Genomic DNA, 19,722 nt, shown 5'->3' on the forward strand with positions numbered 1-19,722 from the left:
ATGCGGCAAGCAGTATTTGTCGAAGCGCAAACTTTGCGCCTCCCCACTCGGGGATCATAATTACTGTAATGCGAAATCTGGAGACGCATCGTGCACCTAAGTCCAAACGATTCAAATCAATACCGCTACATTACATTGAGTAATGCCCTGCGCGTGTTGCTGATTCATTCCGACACGGCTCAACAGTCGGCAGCAGCCCTAGCAGTAAACGTTGGACACTTCGATGATCCGATGGATCGTCAAGGTCTGGCACACTATCTAGAACACATGCTTTTTTTGGGTACGGAAAAATACCCTAAAGTGGGCGAGTTTCAAAGTTATATTAGTCAACATGGTGGCACCAACAACGCTTGGACAGGCACCGAGCACACCTGTTTCTTCTTCGATGTCACACCAACTGCTTTTGAAACCGCGCTTGATCGCTTCAGCCAATTCTTTACCGCACCACTGTTTAACGAAGAAGCGTTAGACAAAGAACGCCAAGCGGTCGATTCCGAATACAAGCTCAAACTGAATGACGATTCTCGCCGTCTGTATCAAGTCAACAAAGAAGTCATCAACCCAGAGCACCCGTTTTCAAAATTTTCTGTCGGTAACTTAGATACACTTGGCGATCGCGAAGACAAATCAATTCGAGACGAAATTGTTGAATTTCACCACTCTCAGTATTCTGCTGACTTGATGACGCTGACTTTGTTTGGTCCGCAATCTCTTGATGAGCAGCAAACGTGGGTAGAAACCATGTTTGCCGACATTCCAAACCACCAACTACGCGGAAAGTCGATCGATGTGCCTATCGGCACTGAAGAAAGCACAGGCATCTTGGTTCAAGTCGAACCAATCAAAGAGTTCCGTAAACTGATTCTCACGTTCCCAATGCCGGGAATGGACGCGCACTATAGCGTGAAGCCCCTTTCCTACTTTGCTCACCTGTTGGGTTATGAAGGTGAAGGCAGTTTAATGCTTCAACTCAAAGAGAAAGGCTGGATTACCTCCCTCTCTGCAGGTGGCGGTGCGAGCGGCAGTAACTACCGCGATTTCACCGTAAGTTGCACCCTGACGCCGAACGGCTTGGATCATATCGATGACATCGTTCAAGCGGTATTCCAATATATCTCCATGATCAAACAAGATGGTATGGATGAGTGGCGCTACTTGGAAAAACAAGCGGTGTTGGAATCTGCTTTTCGCTTCCAAGAACCATCGCGTCCAATGGATTTGGTCAGCCATTTGGTGATCAACATGCAGCACTATCAACCGGAAGACACGGTTTATGGTGACTACAAAATGGCAGGCTATGATGAAGCACTCCAACGCTCATTACTTCAATATCTTTCGGTTGAAAATGTTCGCGTCACCTTGATAGCGAAAGGCTTGGAATACAACCAAACCGCGGAGTGGTACTTCACGCCTTACTCGGTAACGCCGTTCAGCGAAGAACAACGCCGTTTCTATCAACAAATCGACCCAAGTTGGCAATTCATTCTCCCAGAAAAGAACCCATACATTTGCTACGAACTCGATCCAAAACCGTTTGAAAACGGTGGCTCATTGCCGGAGTTGGTGGAAGATGTAGAAGGCTTCCGTTTATGGCACTTGCAAGACGATGAATTCCGAGTACCAAAAGGCGTCGTTTACGTCGCCATCGATAGTTCACACGCGGTAGCATCACCGAAAAACATCGTGAAAACGCGACTATGTGTTGAGATGTTCCTCGACTCTCTGGCAAAAGAGACGTATCAAGCTGAAATCGCAGGTATGGGTTACAACATGTATGCTCACCAAGGCGGCGTCACGCTTACCCTATCGGGTTTTAGCCAGAAGCTGCCACAACTGCTGGAAATGATTCTGCATCGTTTTGCGGCACGTGAGTTCAGCCCAGCCCGCTTCGAGACCATTAAGCAGCAACTGTTACGTAATTGGCGAAATTCATCGCAAGATCGTCCTATTTCACAGCTTTTTAATGCACTAACAGGCTTACTCCAACCGAACAATCCACCATTCGCAACATTGGTTGAAGCATTGGAAGAGATTGAAGTGGATGAGCTGTCAGTGTTTGTTGAATCGATTCTTGCCGAGTTGCATGTTGAAATGTTTGTTTATGGCGATTGGCAGCGTCAGCAAGCTCATGACATGGCAAACACATTGAAAGACGCACTTCGTGTAAAAGAACAACGTTACGAAGAAGCGCTTCGCCCACTCGTCATGCTGGGTGAAAACGGCAGTTTCCAACGCGAAGTGAACTGTAACCAGCAAGACTCAGCTGTAGTGATTTATCACCAATGCGAAGACATCTCGCCTCGTAACATTGCACTTTATTCCTTGGCAAACCACCTAATGTCGGCAACCTTCTTCCACGAGATCCGAACTAAACAACAGTTAGGCTACATGGTTGGTACAGGGAACATGCCACTTAACCGCCATCCGGGGATTGTGCTTTATGTACAGTCACCGAATGCTGCACCAGCCGAACTGGTTACCTCAATCGATGAGTTTTTAAATGCGTTCTACATGGTGTTGTTAGAGCTCAACGAATACCAATGGCACAGCAGTAAGCGCGGATTGTGGAACCAGATTGCAACGCCTGACACCACATTGCGGGGAAGAGCGCAGCGCCTATGGGTAGCAATTGGCAACAAAGACACCGACTTTAATCAGCGTGAAAAAGTGTTGGAAGAGCTTAAAGAATTGACCCGCACCGATATGATTCGCTTTGTGGTCAATGAGCTTAAACCTCGTACTGCTAATCGTTTGGTGATGCATTCACAAGGCATCGCCCATGAAGACGCGCCGCGAATCAATCTTGGCTTAGAGGTTGGCTCGATAGAAGAGTTTCAACTGCGCCCGAAAGACTTCGGTCTCGGGTAAATCATTGTAATTAGCACTGATACAAAAAAGGCTTGCATCACGCAAGCCTTTCTATTTTTGGCGCTAGTCGTTAATCGTAGAAGTTACGACCTTCACCAGCGCGAGTGAGTAAGCCATCACACGGCGCGTAACGATCGCCGTATTTCGATGCAAACTCGTTCATTTTCTCAACCAGTTCTTTCAAACCGAATTGGTCCATGTAACGGAACGGACCACCTAGGAATGGTGGGAAACCAATACCAAAGATCGCACCGATATCACCATCGCGTGGAGAGCGGATAATACCGTCGTCTAAGCAGCGAACCGCTTCGTTTAGCATCGGCAGTACACAACGCAATGCAATGTCGTTGTCGCTCAGTTTAGATTCTGGCGTCAGGTTCAATAGCTTGTACACGGACTTATCGACTTCTTTCTTCTTACCTTTGTAGGTGTAGAAGCCTTTCCCACTCTTACGACCTTTTCGACCGTCATTCAGTAGTGTGTCGAATACGTCTGGACCTTTAAATCGTTCGCCTAATTCGTTAACCAAGATCGGCATGATCTTAGCACCGATATCAACACCGACTTCATCCAACAATGTGATAGGACCAACTGGGAAACCAAAATCAAGCAGCGCACCATCAAGTTGTTCGATTGGCTCATTTGCCAGCAAGATGTGCGCAGCTTCGTTCATGTAAGGCGCAAGAATACGGTTTACATAGAAGCCAGCTTTATCTTTCACGACGATTGGTGTCTTACCTTGCTTCTTCGCAAGTGCAACAACCGTAGAAATGGTCTCTTCTGACGTAGTTTCATGAGGAATCACTTCCACCAGTGGCATTTTTTCTACCGGACTGAAGTAATGCAGACCGACGATGTTTTCTGGACGCTCTGCTTTTTCTGCAATTTTGTGAATTGGTAACGAAGACGTGTTGGTCGCAAAGATGGTCTCTGGTTTTGCATTCGCTTCAATATCCGCAACCATCATCTGTTTAAGGTCAAGATCTTCAAACACCGCTTCAATAACCACATCAATATGATTGAAGCTTGTGAAATCAACGCCCCCAGACAGTTGCAGCATTTTCGATTGCAGGTCCGCTTTCGAGATAATACGGCGCTTACGCTGCTTTTCGAACAACTTATAGTTGTAGTTCAACGCGTTAAGCACGCCATCATTGCTGACGTCTTTAATACGTACTGGCACTTTCGCCTTCGCAACAGATACATGGCTGATGCCTGCCCCCATTAGACCACCACCCAACACGCCAACTCTGTTGACAGCTGCTGGCTCGGCTTCCGCACCGTTTTCTTTCTTCATTTCAGTGGTAGCAAAGAAAATAGAGCGCAGTGCTTTCGATTCCGAGCTCATCACCAATTCGCCAAAGCGCTTCGCTTCAAGCTCTTGACCTTGAGCAAAGCCTTTTTCAAGACCGTGCTGAATGACTTCGAGAATCGCAACCGTTGCTGGATAGTTACCGCGGGTCTTCTCATTGGTTTTCTTCGCGGCTTGCTCAAACACAAACTTACGACCTAAACCACTGCCCGACATCAACTTCTCTTTTGTCGATTGCTTCTTCTTACCTTTGTTCTTCCCTTTTTCGATAAGCTGCTTAACTACATCAAGAAGAATCGTCTCTGGTACACACGCATCAACAACGCCAAGTTTTTTCGCTTTCTTGGCACGCAGTTGTTTACCTGTAAGGATGAGGTCTAACGAAGGCAACAGACCAATCAGACGAGGAAGGCGCTGAGTACCACCAGAACCAGGCAACAAACCAAGTTGCACTTCAGGCAAACCAAGACGCGTTTTATCGGAATCGGTACACACACGGTAGTCACACGCTAACGCAAGCTCTAAACCACCGCCTAAACATGGACCGTGAATCGCAGCAACAACTGGATAAGGCAGATCAGACAGTTGCTGGAATAACTCTTGCCCCTGCTTAGCTAATGCTTCAGCTTCACTCGCCGTTGTGCACGCTTCAAGCATACGAACATCGGCACCGGCAACAAAGTTATCTGGTTTTAGGGAATGAATGATCACCCCTTTCACGCCGCTGGTGTCTTTTAGTTGAGCGAAGATCTCTTTCATCTCATCTGCAAACGCCGCTTGCAGCGTGTTCATTTTCTCATTTGGCACATCGATGGCTAGCCAAGCAATGTTCTGCTCATCAATCTTTAGACTAAATGCTTTTTGCTCGCTCATTACTCAACCTCCAAAATCATTGCTGCACCAAGACCACCTGCGGCACATGCGGTATTCAACGCAAGACCACCGCCACGACGTTTAAGCTCACGCAGCGTTTGCGTCATCATACGTGCACCAGTTGCGGCAAATGGGTGACCGTAGGCAATGGAACCGCCAAGGACGTTGAACTTATCCATATCGATTTCACCTATCGCTTTCGAGCGATCTAGGTTTTCTTGGGCAAATTTATCAGAAGCAAACATCTTCACGTTTGCCAGTGCTTGGGCAGCGAAGGCTTCATGCATATCAATAAGCGTCAGGTCTGAAAGCTCTAAACCTGTGTTCTCCAACACTTTTGCTGTCGCGTATGTTGGTCCCATTAGCATGTCCATTTCTACACCAATGGCTGAGAACGCATAACCGCGGATGTAGCCAAGTATTTCCATACCAAGCTCTTTCGCTTTGCCTTCACGCATTAGCATCACCGCCGCACCACCATCGGTTAATGGTGTACTGTTCGCCGCTGTTACGCTGCCGTATTGACGGTCGAAAGCCGGACGCAGTTTTGCGTAGCCTTCTAATGTCGAATCATGACGAATGTTGTTATCTTCAGAGATCCATTTTTTGTAAGGTTCTGGGAAAGCCGTCATCACTTCGTCTTGGATTTTGCCGTCTTTCCAAGCTTGCGAAGCTAGAGAGTGAGAACGGTGCGCCAAAGCGTCTTGCTCTGCACGAGTAATGCCGTGTGACTTCGCCATTTGCTCGGCAGTTTGCCCCATTGAAAGCCCAGTCGAGTACTCAGCCACAGCCGGCGGTACTGGCATTAAATCTTTAAAGCTGAGTTTTTTGAGAATGTTGAGCTTTTGACCCAGCGTTTTGGTTTTACTTAGCGCAAGCAAGTTCGCGGCAAGTTTCTTAGAAACACCAATTGGTAGAACCGATGAAGAGTCCGCACCACCCGCGATACCAACATCAATGCTGCCCGCCATAATGCTCTCAGCAACATTGACTGCAGCTTGGAAGCTAGTCGCACACGCGCGAGTAACACTGTAAGCGTCAGTGTGGATGTGCATTCCTGTACCAAGCACAATTTCACGTGCAATGTTTGGCGCTTCTGGCATTTGAACTACTTGTCCAAATACCACTTGTTCGATGAGTTTCGGATCGATGTCTGTGCGAGCAAGCATTTCGCTCACTACCATTTTGCCTAAATCGACCGCTGGCACCTGGCTGAACTCAGTGCTTTGACGAGCAAAGGGGGTTCGTAGCCCTGCGACAATAGCAACACGTTCACCGTGGCGTGTTTTCACTTCCTGCTTGCCCATTGTTTCTCCTTAAATACAAGAGGTCTGACCTGATGCATTGTAATCAGTTTGTTAAATTTATCAAACATGCGTTTAAATAAACGTGAAGCGAGTAGATCTATTGCTCTAGTTCGTTGATTCTTAGGCGATTAAGAATGATTAACTATAGTGAGTTAAAATGAAGAGAAGTGTGCGGAAGGTAAAATTGAAGCAAAAAAAAACCACACAAAACTGTGTGGTCGGAATATCTATAAAACAATTAACATACGCCAATTGTAAAATTAATCAGTTTCCTGATTAGGAGAAAGTAAAGTCAGCCTTCAAAAGGAAGTGTCATCTTGCTCAACATGTTAGTCGTCAATGACTAACTAGATGACAAGATGTACTATAGCCCCTTCACTGCATCAGATTTTGAAATAGATCAATTTTATGGTGATTTTATAGTTTCTGAACGTATCAAAGTACGAAAGAGTCTTGATCACTCTAAAATAGTTGCATGAAAACGCTTATTAAAACTATATAGAATAATTTATCATCACTTCAAATAAGTGCTTGATCATTGAAGAAGTATATTGTGCTGCTGCGACACTACATCTCGATGTAGTCGGATCGTTCATAAATACAATCGGTATATATGACCTCACAGAGCAAGATGGAGGCTCCTGTGGCAATATTTAAAATGTTTGGAAAGAAAAATTCCAACAGTCCGGTCAACTCTGATATGGACAGACAAAGAAAATACGAAGCTCTTGTTCGGGGCTATCACAGAGACTTGTATCGCTACGCTTACTGGTTATGCAAAGACAAGGCGATTGCAGAAGATTTGGTTCAAGAAACCTGTTTGCGCGCATGGAAGTCACTGGATAGTCTTCAAGATGAAAAGGCAGCAAAATCTTGGCTTATTACTATATTGAGACGAGAAAACGCGCGCCGCTTCGAGCGTAAACAATTTGATTTGGTTGATATCGATGACTACGGCAATGATGCTAAAGTTAGCGATGACCCACATCATCAGCAGGAATGGCTACAAGCTCAGATAATGAAGCTTGACGTCGAATACCGTGAGCCTTTGTTTCTTCAAGTTGTTGGTGGTTTCAGTGGAGAAGAAATCGGCAGCATTCTTGATCTAAACAAGAACACTGTAATGACGCGCCTTTTCCGCGCCCGTAATCAATTAAAAGAGATGTTGGATTCTCAAGATACTCAGAGAGGACAAAAAAATGGATGATTTAGAATTTCGTCGTCGTATTTTGTCGGATCCAAAACAGAAGGATGAAGAGATTCTTCAAGCTTTAGCTGAGAACGACGCTAACAGTAAGTTTGTTGATGACGTTTTGGATCTCGACCTTAAAATCAAGCAAGCCATGAATGTGGATGTGCCTGAAGATCTAGCCGACAAAATTCTGTTTAATCAAACGTCAAATGCGCTTGATGACGATAATGTGGTTAGACCGAACTTTGCTCGCAAAGCAATGGCATTGGCTGCATCGGTTGCTTTTACTGCTGGTTTATTGGTAGGTCAAATCAACTGGGGGAACGTTATTGTCTCTCCAGCTCAAGCGAGCCTAGCAGATACCGCAATGAAACACGTGGTGGCGGAAGAGTCATTTGTACGCAACCTCGATGAGGATGTTTCAAGCAAGCAAGTAAACGCGAAAATGATGCCGTTCCATTACCAACTTAATGGTAGCTTTCCATACCATGTTTACTACTTAAACCATTGCGGCTTTGGTGAGTCAAACGCCCTTCATATGGTTTTCCAAGGTAAAGAAGGCAAAGTAACCATGTTTGTTACTGACGTGAAGAGCGACCAGAAAGTCGATTTTGATAAAGATGGTATGAGCGGTGTTGTGAAGCCTGTGGGTAAAGCCAGCATGATTCTTGTTGGTAACAGCGGTGAAGACATCGATGCTATTGCAGCAAAACTTGCTCCAATGATGGAGCCGATGTAATAACTTCAGCGAAACGACACTACTAGCTACTAAAAAGCCGCTAAATTTCGAAATTTAGCGGCTTTTTGTTTATGAATAACACAAAAAGCATTCACGCCAACTATTGAGTTTAGAGTCAAAACTCTAAATCATGCACTTTAGGTGCAATTTCCCGACATTTAGACATCATTTCTGCAATTTTTATTCAAATTTATCCAATGGTCGGATTTGTATGGTCCACTCTTAATACTACTATCTGCGCCACTGAGCAAAAGCTCAACTTATCGTCCAAAGAGACGAAACTAATAAGGAATAAAAAATGACTCAGAATACGCGTCTGTTTAAAAAGACTCTCCTAGCAGTGACGGTTGCAATGGCATCTGGTCAAGCAATGGCGGCTGGTTTCCAGCTAAACGCACAATCAGCGACTGGTATCGGTCGTGCATTCGCCGGTGATGCGGTAATTGCAGATAACGCTTCTGTAATGGCTCGCAACCCTGCGGCAATGGCTCTATTTGACAAAACTGAGCTATCTCTTGGTTTTGAAAGTATTACTTCTCTAATTGAAGTAAAAGACGTTACATATTCGGGAACATTCACTGGTCCTCAAGATGTTGCAGACACTGATGATGTCGGCGGCACTTCAATCGCTCCAAACATTCACCTTATCGTACCTGTTAATGAAAAATTTGCATGGGGTGTAAACGCATACTCAAACTTCGGTACTAAAACTGAGTTTTCAGATAGCTATGTAGCAGCAGAGTATGGCGGTCTTACTGACGTTAAAAGCTTTAACTTTGGTGTAGCTGGTTCATACCGTCTAAACGAACAATGGAGCTTCGGTGCAGGTCTAGACCTAATTTACGGTCAAGGCACAATGAAGCGCGTTGCAGGTAAAGGTTTTCCACCTATGAACATTGGACCAGTACCAGCTGCAGGTACTCCACTGTTAGACGTGGATAAAGCTGATGGCTTTGCCTTTGGTTTCAATGTTGGTACTGTGTTTGAGTTAGATGAAAACAACCGTTTTGGTCTATCTTACCGTTACAGCCCTGAGTTTGAAGCTGAAGACGACAAAGGTCAGAAGATCACACTACCTCTACCAGATATGGCTGAATTCTCAGGTTACCACAAAATTACCGACACTAAATTCGCAGTTCACTACTCTATCCAATACATTGGTTGGAGTGCGTTTGACAAAATTGAATTCGAGAACCTACAAGATTCTGTACTGACTGGCAGCTATGACAAGCCTTACGAATGGCAAGATGGTTGGCACTACTCAATCGGTGGTACTTACTACCTAAACAACGACTGGACACTACGTGCAGGCTACATGTACGACACTAGCGCACAAGATAAAGTGACTTCTATTTCAGTGCCAGACTCAGATCGTCAGTGGTTCTCTGCAGGTTTCACATACCATATCGACACCAAGTCTAACGTAGACTTTGGCTTTACTTACCTAATGGGTGATGATGTTAAAGTTAACGAGAATACAACCGTAGGTGTTGAGCTAAGTAAAATTCAAGCGACAACGCATGCAGATGCTATCCTATTCGGCTTACAATACAGCCGCAGCTTCTAAGCATCACGTAGCAAGCTAATATAAACACTCTCTATATAAAAGGCTGGAATTCCAGCCTTTTTTCTTATCTATCGTTTTACATTCACCCAATTTGGGCGCACACGTGTAATCAAAACTCACAATTATGACTCACAAGTGTTCGCTGAGTTTTTTTCACACCGCCATTACAGTTAGTTATATCTTCTAAATATATTGAAATATATAGACAATTCACCTGAAAACACTGTTTTATTGGCTTTTCATTTTTAAAGTAATAACTCTAGACGTAAACTTTCGCCCCACGTTATAAATAACTCAGCGAACATTACAATGAAAACCAACAAGACTCTCCTATCAACAGCAGTGGCATTCGGTCTACTTAGTACTTCAAGCGTTGCAAACGCAGCAGGTTTCCAACTTGCAGAATACTCTGCGACTGGTCTAGGTCGTGCATACGCTGGTGAAGCGGCAATGGCTGATAACGCAAGTGCACAATGGCGTAACCCAGCTATGCTAACTTACCTAGAAGGCACACAAGTGTCTGTTGGTGCTATCTATGTAAACCCAAACATCGATGTTGATGGCACGTCGACTTACGTGAATGGTCCAAACGCTGCAAACTCTCATGACTTTGCACACGATGCTGTCATTCCGAACTTCTACTTTTCTCACCAATACAATGACGAATTTGCTATTGGCTTTGCCCTTGGCACTAACTACGGTATGGAAACGGACCTAGGTAAAGATTTTGCCGCAGCTAACTTTGGTAACCAAGCTAGCGTATTCTCAATGGAAGCGAACCTAAATGCAGCATACAAGCTAAACGAAAAGCTTAGTGTTGGTGGCGGTATCCGCTATGTCATGGCAGATGGCAGCTTCGGCGCAGTTATGCCACCACAGATGGGTGACAAGCTAGCAGGAACCACTCTTAAATACATGGAAGGTGACGATACGGCATGGGGCTGGCAAGTAGGCACTGCATGGCAAATCAACGCTAATAACCGTATTGGTTTTGCTTACAAATCTGAAGTAGATCTAACACTAGAAGGTTATGCAAAAGGTCTTGGTTTCAACCCAGCAGATCCAAATGCTCATAAAAATGGCTCGATGGACCTAGCTCTGCCAGCAACAGCGGAACTAGCAAGCTACCATCAGTTAAATGAACAATTAGCGATTCATGCAAGCATCAACTGGACTAATTGGAGTAGTTTTAAAGAGCTAGTAGCCGACTTCCCAGGTGAAGCATCAAATTTGATCAAAGAAGAAAACTGGGAAGATAACTACCGCTTCGCTGTAGGTACTACTTACAAACTTGACCAAAAATGGACGCTACGCTCAGGTGTTGCATACGACACTTCTGCTGTGAGTGACGAAAACCGTACAGCTACTATCCCTGAAACGGATCGTCTATGGTTAAGTATTGGTGCTGGTTACGAATGGTCTAAGAATCTAACACTAGACGCTGGCTTTACCTATATTTTTGCGAAAGATGCTTCAATGTATGAAGGTCGCACTGATGGTATGCCACCAATGAAAGATCCTGCTACATTTGGTGGAGAATTCTCTGGTGAAGTAACAGGTAACGTATGGCTAATCGGTGTTCAAGCGAACTACAAGTTCTAATCTGAACGCTATTTATCGATAAAAGAAAGTTACCGATAAAAAGAAAGGCTTGGTTTTCACCAAGCCTTTTTGTTTTTCTGTATAAAGCGATTAAAAGTCTTCTTCTAAATACTCATCTAAGTACGCTTCTTCTTCCGCATCTACTTCATCAGTCGTACTGATTTCTGCTTTAAAGTTTTGACGTTGAATGTAAACGTCACGAGTTAATACATATGGATCAGGCGATGCTTCAAGCTGTGCTTCTTGTGGTACTAACAGAGCACGTTTTTCCATACCTTCCAGCGCCCATTTACCTAAGCCTGCCCAGAAGTTTAGGTATGAAAGTGGCAAGTACATACCATCCACAGTGTCTGTCACTTCACGCAATGTATATGGACCGTAGCCTGGCACCATAAAATATGGACCGTTACCTACACCATAGTGACCAACCACACTACTAAACTCTTTGTTGTCGTACTTGGTGATACCAGCAGCCGTTGCAACGTCAAACAGACCTAAGATACCGAATGTCGAGTTAATCCAGAAGCGGTTAAAGTGATCAACGGCTTTAGTGCCATTTCCCATAACTAGGTTATTCACCACACTCGCAGGTTCGTCTAAGTTAGCTAGGAAGTTAGCAATACCAGAACGAATTGGCACAGGCGTGTAATCAACATACGCAAGAGACACTGGGCGAACTAAATACGGGTCAAGATAATCGTAGTTCAGTTCCCACATTGTGCGGTTGAAACTTTCCAATGGATCATAAACATCAGAAGTTGTTTGATTAGTTTCGTTTTCTTCTGTTACCGCTTCCTCGGGTGCAGTTGAACAGCCAACCAGTCCAACAGCGAACAGCAACAAGAAGATGGATTTACCCTTGTTATACATTCTACGTTCCATAACGACGATTAATACCCCTAAATGACCTGTGTTTTACGTACGTTTAGTACTTTGGAAAAAGTCATTTGGGTATATAAGTAAAGGCCAGCATGCGCTGGCCTTTTTTATTCTACTCGATAGTTGGTAGTCATACCACAAAACCGTCCTAACAATCCTTAAGTGTCAATTATTAGAGACGTTCATGAATTATTGATACTGTTTATCTATCATCACTTCTACTGGCTGACCAAAATCAACGACTTGGCTTTCACCATGCCAATCTTGGTCACGAGTTGCAACGTTACCATCCGAGTCAACACGAACGCGAACCATCAACTTATCTAGAGAAGATAGCTTCTGACCGTCCATCATCGCATTACCATCATCTAGTACAACTGTACGAGGGAATGTACCTAATGGGTAGCGAGCTGCCGCGACAGGCATCGGAGAACCATCTGCGCGATGTACTGACACAATCAATACCGCATTTGGATCAAGTTGAGCTTCTGGAGCTACGTTAATAGTCACTGCCACACTCTTGTCTGGAGAAACCGCTTCACCCATTTGCTTACGTGCACTTTCGATACTGCGACCTAGCATTTCATAGCGGCTATCTTCAGGACCGATCATTTGTTGCATGATACCCCAATACTTAATCGCGGCTGGGAAATCTTGGCGCTCAAATGCATCAAACGCAAGTAGAGAGAAGACACGTAGGTCAACGTAATCTTGTTGCATCAGTTTACCAAGCAGAGAACGAGCCGTAGCTTGATCCATCTCGTCTTGGGAAAGCATCAGAGCTTGTGCGTAACCAAGTTGAACATCTGGATCTTTTGGTTCTAGCTTGTACGCTTTTTCCATTGCATCAATGGAAGTCGTCACATCTCGGTTCGCCAAAGCAATACGACCTAATAGCAACCAACCGGTTGAGTCTTCAGGTTGGTAATGCAGGCGTGTACGCAGAGCCAAAGAGAGATCAGCCATTTCATCATCACTGAGTGGCTCAGATGCTGCAGACATTAGCTTTTTAGAAAGTTCAGGAAGGTTATCGTTTACTTCCTGCCACTTCACAACGTCTTGAGATGCGCCAAACTTGTAGTAAAGACCGTAGCTCAATACCACTGTCAAAATCACTGATGGGATCAAAACAGCAATCGGAGAAACATGTGTTTCCTTTTGCTTTTTATCACCAGGGATATCGTCCAGAAGAGATTGCTTCAGATCGGAAATCAAATCATCTTGGCTCTCGACTAGACCTTCGTCTGTTTCTTCAGCAAGCTCAGATAGGCGGTCTTTATAGAACGCTTTGTTAAGCTCATCACGTAACACTTCATCGTTGTTGGCTTTTTGCTTAAGCAGCGGCAGTGCAACTAAGACACAAGCTATCAGCGTAAGAACAACGGTAGAAACCCAAAATAGTGTCATTACTTCTTATCTCCGTTGTTCTCTTCATCAAGCAATGATTTGAGACGCGCTTCTTTTTCTTCGTCCCATTGTTCGTTACTTGCTTGAACTGCTTTTGCTTTTGATTTACGGCTACGCAGCACGATTAAACCAAAGCCACCTAATACCACTGCTAGTGGACCTAGCCACAGAATTGCAGTCGCAAAAGTAAACGGAGGATTGTACGTTACGAAGTTGCCATAACGAGCAATCATGTAGTCCACGATCTCATCTTTCGACTTACCTTCTTTGGTCATTTCGTACACCTTATGGCGTAAGTCTTGAGCCAATTCTGCATTCGAATCAGAGATGGTGTTGTTCTGACATTTAGGACAACGAAGAGTATGACCAAGCTCTTTGAACTGCTGTTCTTGCTCTAGATTGTCAAACTCATACACTTCAATCGCTGCATGAGCAGCAAGAGAAAATGTCATCGCAGCAAAAGCCGCTAAGAAAAACTTTCTCATTGCTTCGCCTCCTCAACCAACTTGGTGTACAGCGGCTCCAACGTTTCCGCCCAGTTGCGAGGGTTTACATCACCAACATGACGGTAACGGATCACACCGTTTGCATCGATGATAAATGTCTCTGGAGCACCGTACACACCAAGGTCTAGGCCTAGCATGCCGCTACCATCAAACAAGCTGATCAGGTATGGGTTACCCAAATCGTTCAGCCAACCTACCGCTTTATTGCGATCATCTTTGTAGTTCATGCCGATGATCTTCACACCTTTCCCTGCAAGCTCATTGAGGTACTTATGTTCAGCGTAACAAGTCGGACACCAAGTCGCCCAAACGTTAAGCAACAGTGGTTCGCCTTTAAAGATCGACTGATCGTACTGTTTACCAGGTTCAGCTAAATCCTCTAGATGGAACTCAGGTACTGGCTTACCAACCAGTACTGACTCAAGTTTCGTTGGATCGTCACCCTCTTGGTTGCGAACCAACTGAGTTGCGAAGATACCCGCCAATACCATGAAAGCTACCAACGGGATAAATAAGACTTTCTTATTCATTTATTTTGCCTCCTGCTCCGCTAGCTTTGACTTATCGCCTTTCTTAGCCGTTTTGCGGAAGCGGTAACGTCTATCAGAGATAGCAAGCGCACCACCCAAAGACATGATCAATGAACCAGCCCAGATCCAACGAACGAATGGTTTGTAGTAAATACGTACTGCCCAAGAACGGTTATCTTCTAGACGCTCACCCATCGCAATATATAGGTCACGAGTGATACCGCGGTCGATTGCCGCTTCAGTCATCATCGACTTCGCTGTACGGTAGAAACGTTTTTCAGCGTGCAACGTGTTCACATACTTACCATCATTCGTGATTTCAAAGTCCGCGATGTAACCATCGTAGTTTGGACCATCTTTGTCACGTAGACCTGAGAAGTAGAAATCATAACCGTAAATCTTGAAGTGCTCACCCGGAGCCAAACGCACGTCACGTTCGATACTGTAGTTTTGCACCATCGCAATACCAATCACAGTAACGGCTAGACCAATGTGACCAAGCATCATTGCCCAGTGGCTACGTTGAAGTTTACGAACACCTTCGCCGAAGCTGTGACGGTGAGTAGCACGCTCGTACAGTTCAAAGCCATGCATTGCAATGATCCAGATTGCCATTACCCAACCGATGTAAGCCATCGCTGAGAAGAAATCGGCGAACAGGAATACACACACAGCACCTAGTGCGAAAGCAAGCACACCAGAAACAATCATTGGCTTAATAAGCTTAGATAGATTGTCGCGTTTCCAACGAATCATAGGACCAATACCTAGTAGGAAGGCGAACGGCATCATCAACCACGCAAACAGCATGTCGAAGAATGGTGCACCGATAGATACTGAACCAAGACCAATTTGTTTGTGAACCAATGGTAACAAGGTACCAACCAAAACTACGACTAGCGCAGCAATCAGAAGCACGTTGTTAGCAAGCAGCGCGTTCTCACGCGACACCAAATCGAAATTACCACGTACGCGAACCGCTGCCCCTTTCACTGCGAATAGCAGGAGTGAGCCGCCGATAACAAAGACTAGGAAACCTAGGATAAACATACCGCGTGATGGATCAGACGCGAACGCGTGTACCGATACCAAAATACCGGAACGCACTAAGAAGGTACCTAACAAACTCAAAGAGAATGCAGAGATAGCAAGAAGTACCGTCCACGCTTTAAATGTACCGCGTTTTTCGGTTACCGCTAGAGAGTGCATCAGTGCTGTACCCGCTAACCAAGGCATGAATGATGCGTTTTCTACTGGGTCCCAGAACCACCAGCCACCCCAGCCAAGTTCGTAATATGCCCACCAAGAACCTAGTGCGATACCTAGTGTTAGGAATACCCAAGCAGCGGTTGTCCAAGGACGAGACCAACGAGCCCAAGCCGTATCAAGACGACCAGTCATCAAAGACGCAATCGCGAACGAGAAGGCAACCGAGAAGCCTACGTACCCCATGTAAAGCATAGGTGGGTGAACAATCAAACCTGGGTCTTGAAGAAGCGGGTTCAAGTCACGACCATCTACCGGGAAGAAAGGCAAAGTGCGTAGGAACGGGTTCGAAGTCAGGATGATAAATAGTAGGAAGCCCACTGAGATCATGCCCATAACAGCAAGTACACGCGCAACGGATTCTTGTGGCATACCACGGCTGAAAGTAGCGACCGCGACTGTCCACGCAGCTTGGATAAGTACCCAAAGCAGTAGTGAGCCTTCGTGCGCGCCCCAAACAGCCGTTAAGCGGTAGTACCAAGGCAGTTGGCTATTTGAGTTACTTGCAACGTATTGGAGCGTAAAGTCGTTGGTGTAGAATCCCCAACATAAAATCGCAAATGAGAAAAACAGCATGACGAACATCGACCATGAAAGTGGTCGTGCTGTGTTCATCAGCATAGTGTTGTTATTTGATGCGCCCCATAACGGCAATATGCTTAGCAACAATGCCATTGCTAACGAAAGTATGAGGGCAAAGTGACCGATTTCAGCAATCATTGGCCGCTTCCTTGTTTCTGTTCTGATGTGTACTGCAGAGGCTCGTGAGTCTTCTTCATTGCTTCTGCAATTTCAGGTGGCATGTACTCTTCATCGTGTTTTGCCAACACTTCAAAAGCTTTTACGGTTGTTGCGTCTTCAAGAACACCTTGAGCAACAATACCCTGACCTTCGCGGAACAAATCAGGAAGAATACCTTCGTACACGATCGTCACTTTAGGACCCACGTCGTGCAGATCAAAGCTCACTTTTAGTGACTCTGGGTCACGGCGAACTGAGCCTACAACCACCATGCCGCCGATACGCAAACGCTGACCAACTTCTGGTTTAGTACCGTCAGGTTTACCATTTACCAATTCCGTCGGCGTGTAGAATAGATCCATATTTTGGTTCAACGCATAAAGCATCAAACCAATGGTTGCACTAATACCGATAAAGATCGCCAGAACGATGCCTAGCCTCTTTTTACGTCTCGGGTTCATAACGTGTTCTCCATATTCTTCGCCGCGTCGACTCGCGCTTGACGATCAATTTTCGCTTTCACTTCTTTTAACAACGCATCCCCACGGCGGATACTCGAAATTAAAAGAATGATCATAGATAAGAAAGTAATACCAAACGCGCTCCATACGTAACCTGCGTAGCCACCCATGGCAAAGAGTTCGCTCAGAGATTCAAAATGCATATTCAATTACCTCACTGAGTTTTTTCAGCCGCGAGTTTTTGCACCCAAGGGCGATGACTCTCTTTGCTGATAATTTCGTTACGGAAGCGCACCATCGTTACCGCGCCAAAGAAGAACGCAAAACCAAAAATGTTTAGCAGCAACGGCCAAAGCATATTGGATGAGATGGATGGTTTTTCAAATTTGGTGATTGTCGCGCCTTGGTGAAGCGTATTCCACCACTCAACAGAGAAGTGGATAATCGGTAGGTTGACCACACCAACGATTGCCAAAATACCCGCCGCTTTTGCCGCTGTCTTTTGATCGTCAAACGCGTGGTAAAGTGCAATAACACCAAGGTATAAGAATAGAAGAATAAGTTCAGAGGTTAGACGAGCATCCCATACCCACCAAGTGCCCCACATAGGTTTACCCCAAACGGCACCCGTTAACAGAGCAATAAAGGTGAATACCGCACCAATAGGCGCCATGGCCAGTGCTGCCATGTCAGATAGACGTACTTGCCAAACCAAGCCGATAAATGCAGCTATAGCCATCGACATGTACACGCCCATAGACCAAATAGCCGAAGGTACGTGGATGTAAATGATTCGGAAACTATCGCCTTGCTGGTAATCCGAAGGTGCAAATGCGAGCCCCCAGACGGTACCAACCGATAGGCATACGAGGGCCAATACAGAAAACCAAGGAAGAAACTTACCGCTCAGGTGATAAGCTGCTTCTGGCTTGGCATAAGGATGTAGCCATTTCCACATGTTAAGTTCTCACTCTTACTTCAGGGACACTGTCCAGAGGGTCGAGACCGTAGCAGTGCTTTAATAATAATTCTTTGATCAAACGTCGCTAAACGCGCACTTTACTGAGTTAGTTAACACTAACTCTCAATGCTGCGCTGATGGCGAATGGTGTGAGAGTGACAGCCCCCATCAACATTGCGCCTAAAATCGCTAATTGCCCGTTATACGCCATACCCAGTGCTGCGGCATCAATCGCGGACGTAGCGAAAATTAGAATTGGGATGTAAAGCGGGAGAATTAGCAAACTTAAAAGAACGCCGCCTTTTTGTAACCCAACAGTCAGTGCTACACCAATAGCACCGATAAAACTCAACGTCGGTGTACCGATGACCAATGTCAGTACAACAGACAGCCAAGTATTAAAATCAAGAGATAATAGAATCGCCAACAATGGACTGATTAAGATCAGAGGCAATCCCGTTAACAACCAGTGAGCTATGACCTTGGAAATCACAACAAGTTGCAGTGGGATCGGCATTAGCATCATTTGCTCAAGCGCACCATCTTGATAATCATCACGGAATAGACGTTCTAATGATAATAAGGCGGATAGCAACGCAGCAACCCAAACAATGCCTGCTGCAATACGTGCTAACAAATTAGGCTCTGGACCGATGCTAAGAGGGAAAAGTGTGATAACAATGATGAAAAACCACAAAGGGTTCAAGATGTCTGCTTGACGGCGAAATGCAATCAAAAGCTCGCGGCGGATAATGGTCGACATTGCCGAAATCATATTAGTCACCCAGTTTTATTTTTCTAAGTTTCGGGCTGTCTGCAAACATATCTTGGTGTGTCGTTAAAATCACAATGCCACCATTGTCTGCATGATTTGCAAACAACGATTCAAGCACCTTCACACCTTGCTTATCGATTGCAGTTAACGGTTCGTCCAAAATCCATAAAATTTGATTACTTAGCCACAGTCGTGCCAATGCAACGCGACGCTGCTGTCCTGCAGAAAGTTGTGCTACAGGCACATCTTCTCTGCCTGCAAGACCCACTTGGGTTAAAGCAGCAAAGATTTCTTCATCTGAGGAACGATTATTATGGATAGATTGGTAAAAGCGCAGGTTTTCAAACGCAGTAAGTTCGCGTTTAACGCCAGTTTGATGCCCTAGGAACAAAAGGTCCTGATGGAAAACATCACGAGACTTTTCAACCTCTTCGCCTTTCCATTTGATGATGCCTTCTTCTCTGTCCCCTAACCCTGTCACAATACGCAGCAATGTGGTTTTGCCTGTACCGTTACGTCCTTCAATCTGGACCAACTCTCCAGGTTTAATTTCGAATTGCAGGTTTTCAAACAGGACCCTGTCATCACGGATCGCAGTTAGGTTAGAGACTTCTAACATAGGGCTTCAACTAAAAAATGAACGAGTCGCTATATTAGCACAGCTTAGTTGTGACAAAACAGGATAAGAAAGCGATGATGTATGTAAGTTCGTGAGTTTTTGTTAACTTATAGTCAC

General features: G+C 45.1%; 17 protein-coding genes. 5 read left to right on the forward strand and 12 right to left on the reverse strand.

The features are described 5' to 3' along the window. The first annotated feature begins 90 nt into the window (after window positions 1-90). Window positions 91-2,868 (forward strand): insulinase family protein, encoded by a 2,778-nt coding sequence (locus OH459_RS22015; protein WP_269988733.1) that lies wholly within the window; start codon window positions 91-93, stop codon window positions 2,866-2,868. A 70-nt stretch (window positions 2,869-2,938) separates the two neighbouring features. On the opposite strand, the gene fadJ is transcribed toward OH459_RS22015, so the two are convergent. Both fadJ and fadI read right to left on the reverse strand, forming a co-directional pair. Next, on the reverse strand, window positions 2,939-5,053 hold the full coding sequence (gene fadJ, locus OH459_RS22020; protein WP_269988735.1) for a fatty acid oxidation complex subunit alpha FadJ: 2,115 nt from the start codon (window positions 5,051-5,053) through the stop codon (window positions 2,939-2,941). Continuing rightward, on the reverse strand, window positions 5,053-6,360 hold the full coding sequence (gene fadI, locus OH459_RS22025) for an acetyl-CoA C-acyltransferase FadI (RefSeq protein WP_269988737.1): 1,308 nt from the start codon (window positions 6,358-6,360) through the stop codon (window positions 5,053-5,055). Before fadI ends, fadJ begins: the two co-directional genes overlap by 1 nt. Before the next feature lie 631 nt (window positions 6,361-6,991). Between fadI and OH459_RS22030 the strand changes: the two genes are divergently transcribed. From OH459_RS22030 to OH459_RS22045, 4 genes are all read left to right on the forward strand, one after another. Next, the gene (locus OH459_RS22030; protein WP_026000239.1) at window positions 6,992-7,567 is read left to right on the forward strand and encodes a sigma-70 family RNA polymerase sigma factor; all 576 of its coding nucleotides are present in this window, start codon (window positions 6,992-6,994) and stop codon (window positions 7,565-7,567) included. Then, window positions 7,560-8,291 (forward strand): DUF3379 domain-containing protein, encoded by a 732-nt coding sequence (locus tag OH459_RS22035; protein WP_009698563.1) that lies wholly within the window; start codon window positions 7,560-7,562, stop codon window positions 8,289-8,291. The genes OH459_RS22030 and OH459_RS22035 overlap by 8 nt, the downstream gene beginning before the upstream one ends. A gap of 298 nt (window positions 8,292-8,589) precedes the next feature. Next, on the forward strand, window positions 8,590-9,858 hold the full coding sequence (locus OH459_RS22040) for an outer membrane protein transport protein (RefSeq protein ID WP_017189317.1): 1,269 nt from the start codon (window positions 8,590-8,592) through the stop codon (window positions 9,856-9,858). Window positions 9,859-10,167: 309 nt separating this feature from the next. Beyond that, window positions 10,168-11,460, forward strand: a complete 1,293-nt coding sequence (locus OH459_RS22045) for an outer membrane protein transport protein (RefSeq protein ID WP_269988740.1) — start codon at window positions 10,168-10,170, stop codon at window positions 11,458-11,460. Between the two features lie 90 nt (window positions 11,461-11,550). On the opposite strand, the gene OH459_RS22050 is transcribed toward OH459_RS22045, so the two are convergent. The 10 genes from OH459_RS22050 to ccmA all read right to left on the reverse strand — a co-directional run bounded on the left by OH459_RS22050 (window position 11,551) and on the right by ccmA (window position 19,605). Beyond that, on the reverse strand, window positions 11,551-12,330 hold the full coding sequence (locus OH459_RS22050) for an MlaA family lipoprotein (RefSeq protein ID WP_009698566.1): 780 nt from the start codon (window positions 12,328-12,330) through the stop codon (window positions 11,551-11,553). Window positions 12,331-12,528: 198 nt separating this feature from the next. Then, window positions 12,529-13,746, reverse strand: coding sequence for a c-type cytochrome biogenesis protein CcmI (gene ccmI / locus OH459_RS22055; RefSeq protein WP_005447982.1), 1,218 nt, complete (start codon window positions 13,744-13,746; stop codon window positions 12,529-12,531). Beyond that, window positions 13,746-14,231 carry a cytochrome c-type biogenesis protein gene (locus OH459_RS22060; protein WP_005447981.1) on the reverse strand — a complete coding sequence of 162 codons (486 nt, stop codon included), beginning with the start codon at window positions 14,229-14,231 and terminating at the stop codon, window positions 13,746-13,748. The genes ccmI and OH459_RS22060 overlap by 1 nt, the downstream gene beginning before the upstream one ends. Then, window positions 14,228-14,782 carry a DsbE family thiol:disulfide interchange protein gene (locus tag OH459_RS22065; protein ID WP_005447979.1) on the reverse strand — a complete coding sequence of 185 codons (555 nt, stop codon included), beginning with the start codon at window positions 14,780-14,782 and terminating at the stop codon, window positions 14,228-14,230. Before OH459_RS22065 ends, OH459_RS22060 begins: the two co-directional genes overlap by 4 nt. After that, window positions 14,783-16,768: a heme lyase CcmF/NrfE family subunit gene (locus OH459_RS22070; RefSeq protein WP_005447977.1), complete on the reverse strand. Its 1,986-nt coding sequence runs from the start codon at window positions 16,766-16,768 to the stop codon at window positions 14,783-14,785. Then, the gene (gene ccmE / locus OH459_RS22075) at window positions 16,765-17,250 is read right to left on the reverse strand and encodes a cytochrome c maturation protein CcmE (RefSeq protein ID WP_005447975.1); all 486 of its coding nucleotides are present in this window, start codon (window positions 17,248-17,250) and stop codon (window positions 16,765-16,767) included. Before ccmE ends, OH459_RS22070 begins: the two co-directional genes overlap by 4 nt. Then, entirely contained in the window at window positions 17,247-17,453 is a 207-nt protein-coding gene (gene ccmD / locus OH459_RS22080; protein WP_005447974.1) for a heme exporter protein CcmD, read from the reverse strand. Before ccmD ends, ccmE begins: the two co-directional genes overlap by 4 nt. 11 nt (window positions 17,454-17,464) lie before the next feature. After that, window positions 17,465-18,208: a heme ABC transporter permease gene (locus OH459_RS22085; RefSeq protein WP_005447972.1), complete on the reverse strand. Its 744-nt coding sequence runs from the start codon at window positions 18,206-18,208 to the stop codon at window positions 17,465-17,467. Between the two features lie 109 nt (window positions 18,209-18,317). Then, window positions 18,318-18,986, reverse strand: a complete 669-nt coding sequence (gene ccmB / locus OH459_RS22090; protein WP_005447970.1) for a heme exporter protein CcmB — start codon at window positions 18,984-18,986, stop codon at window positions 18,318-18,320. Between the two features lies 1 nt (window position 18,987). Continuing rightward, complete coding sequence (ccmA, locus tag OH459_RS22095; protein WP_005447968.1) at window positions 18,988-19,605, reverse strand: cytochrome c biogenesis heme-transporting ATPase CcmA; 618 nt, start codon at window positions 19,603-19,605, stop codon at window positions 18,988-18,990. Window positions 19,606-19,722: the final 117 nt, after the last annotated feature.

Origin of the sequence: Vibrio sp. MM46, from assembly GCF_027587135.1 — a bacterium.
GTDB lineage: Bacteria > Pseudomonadota > Gammaproteobacteria > Enterobacterales > Vibrionaceae > Vibrio > Vibrio harveyi.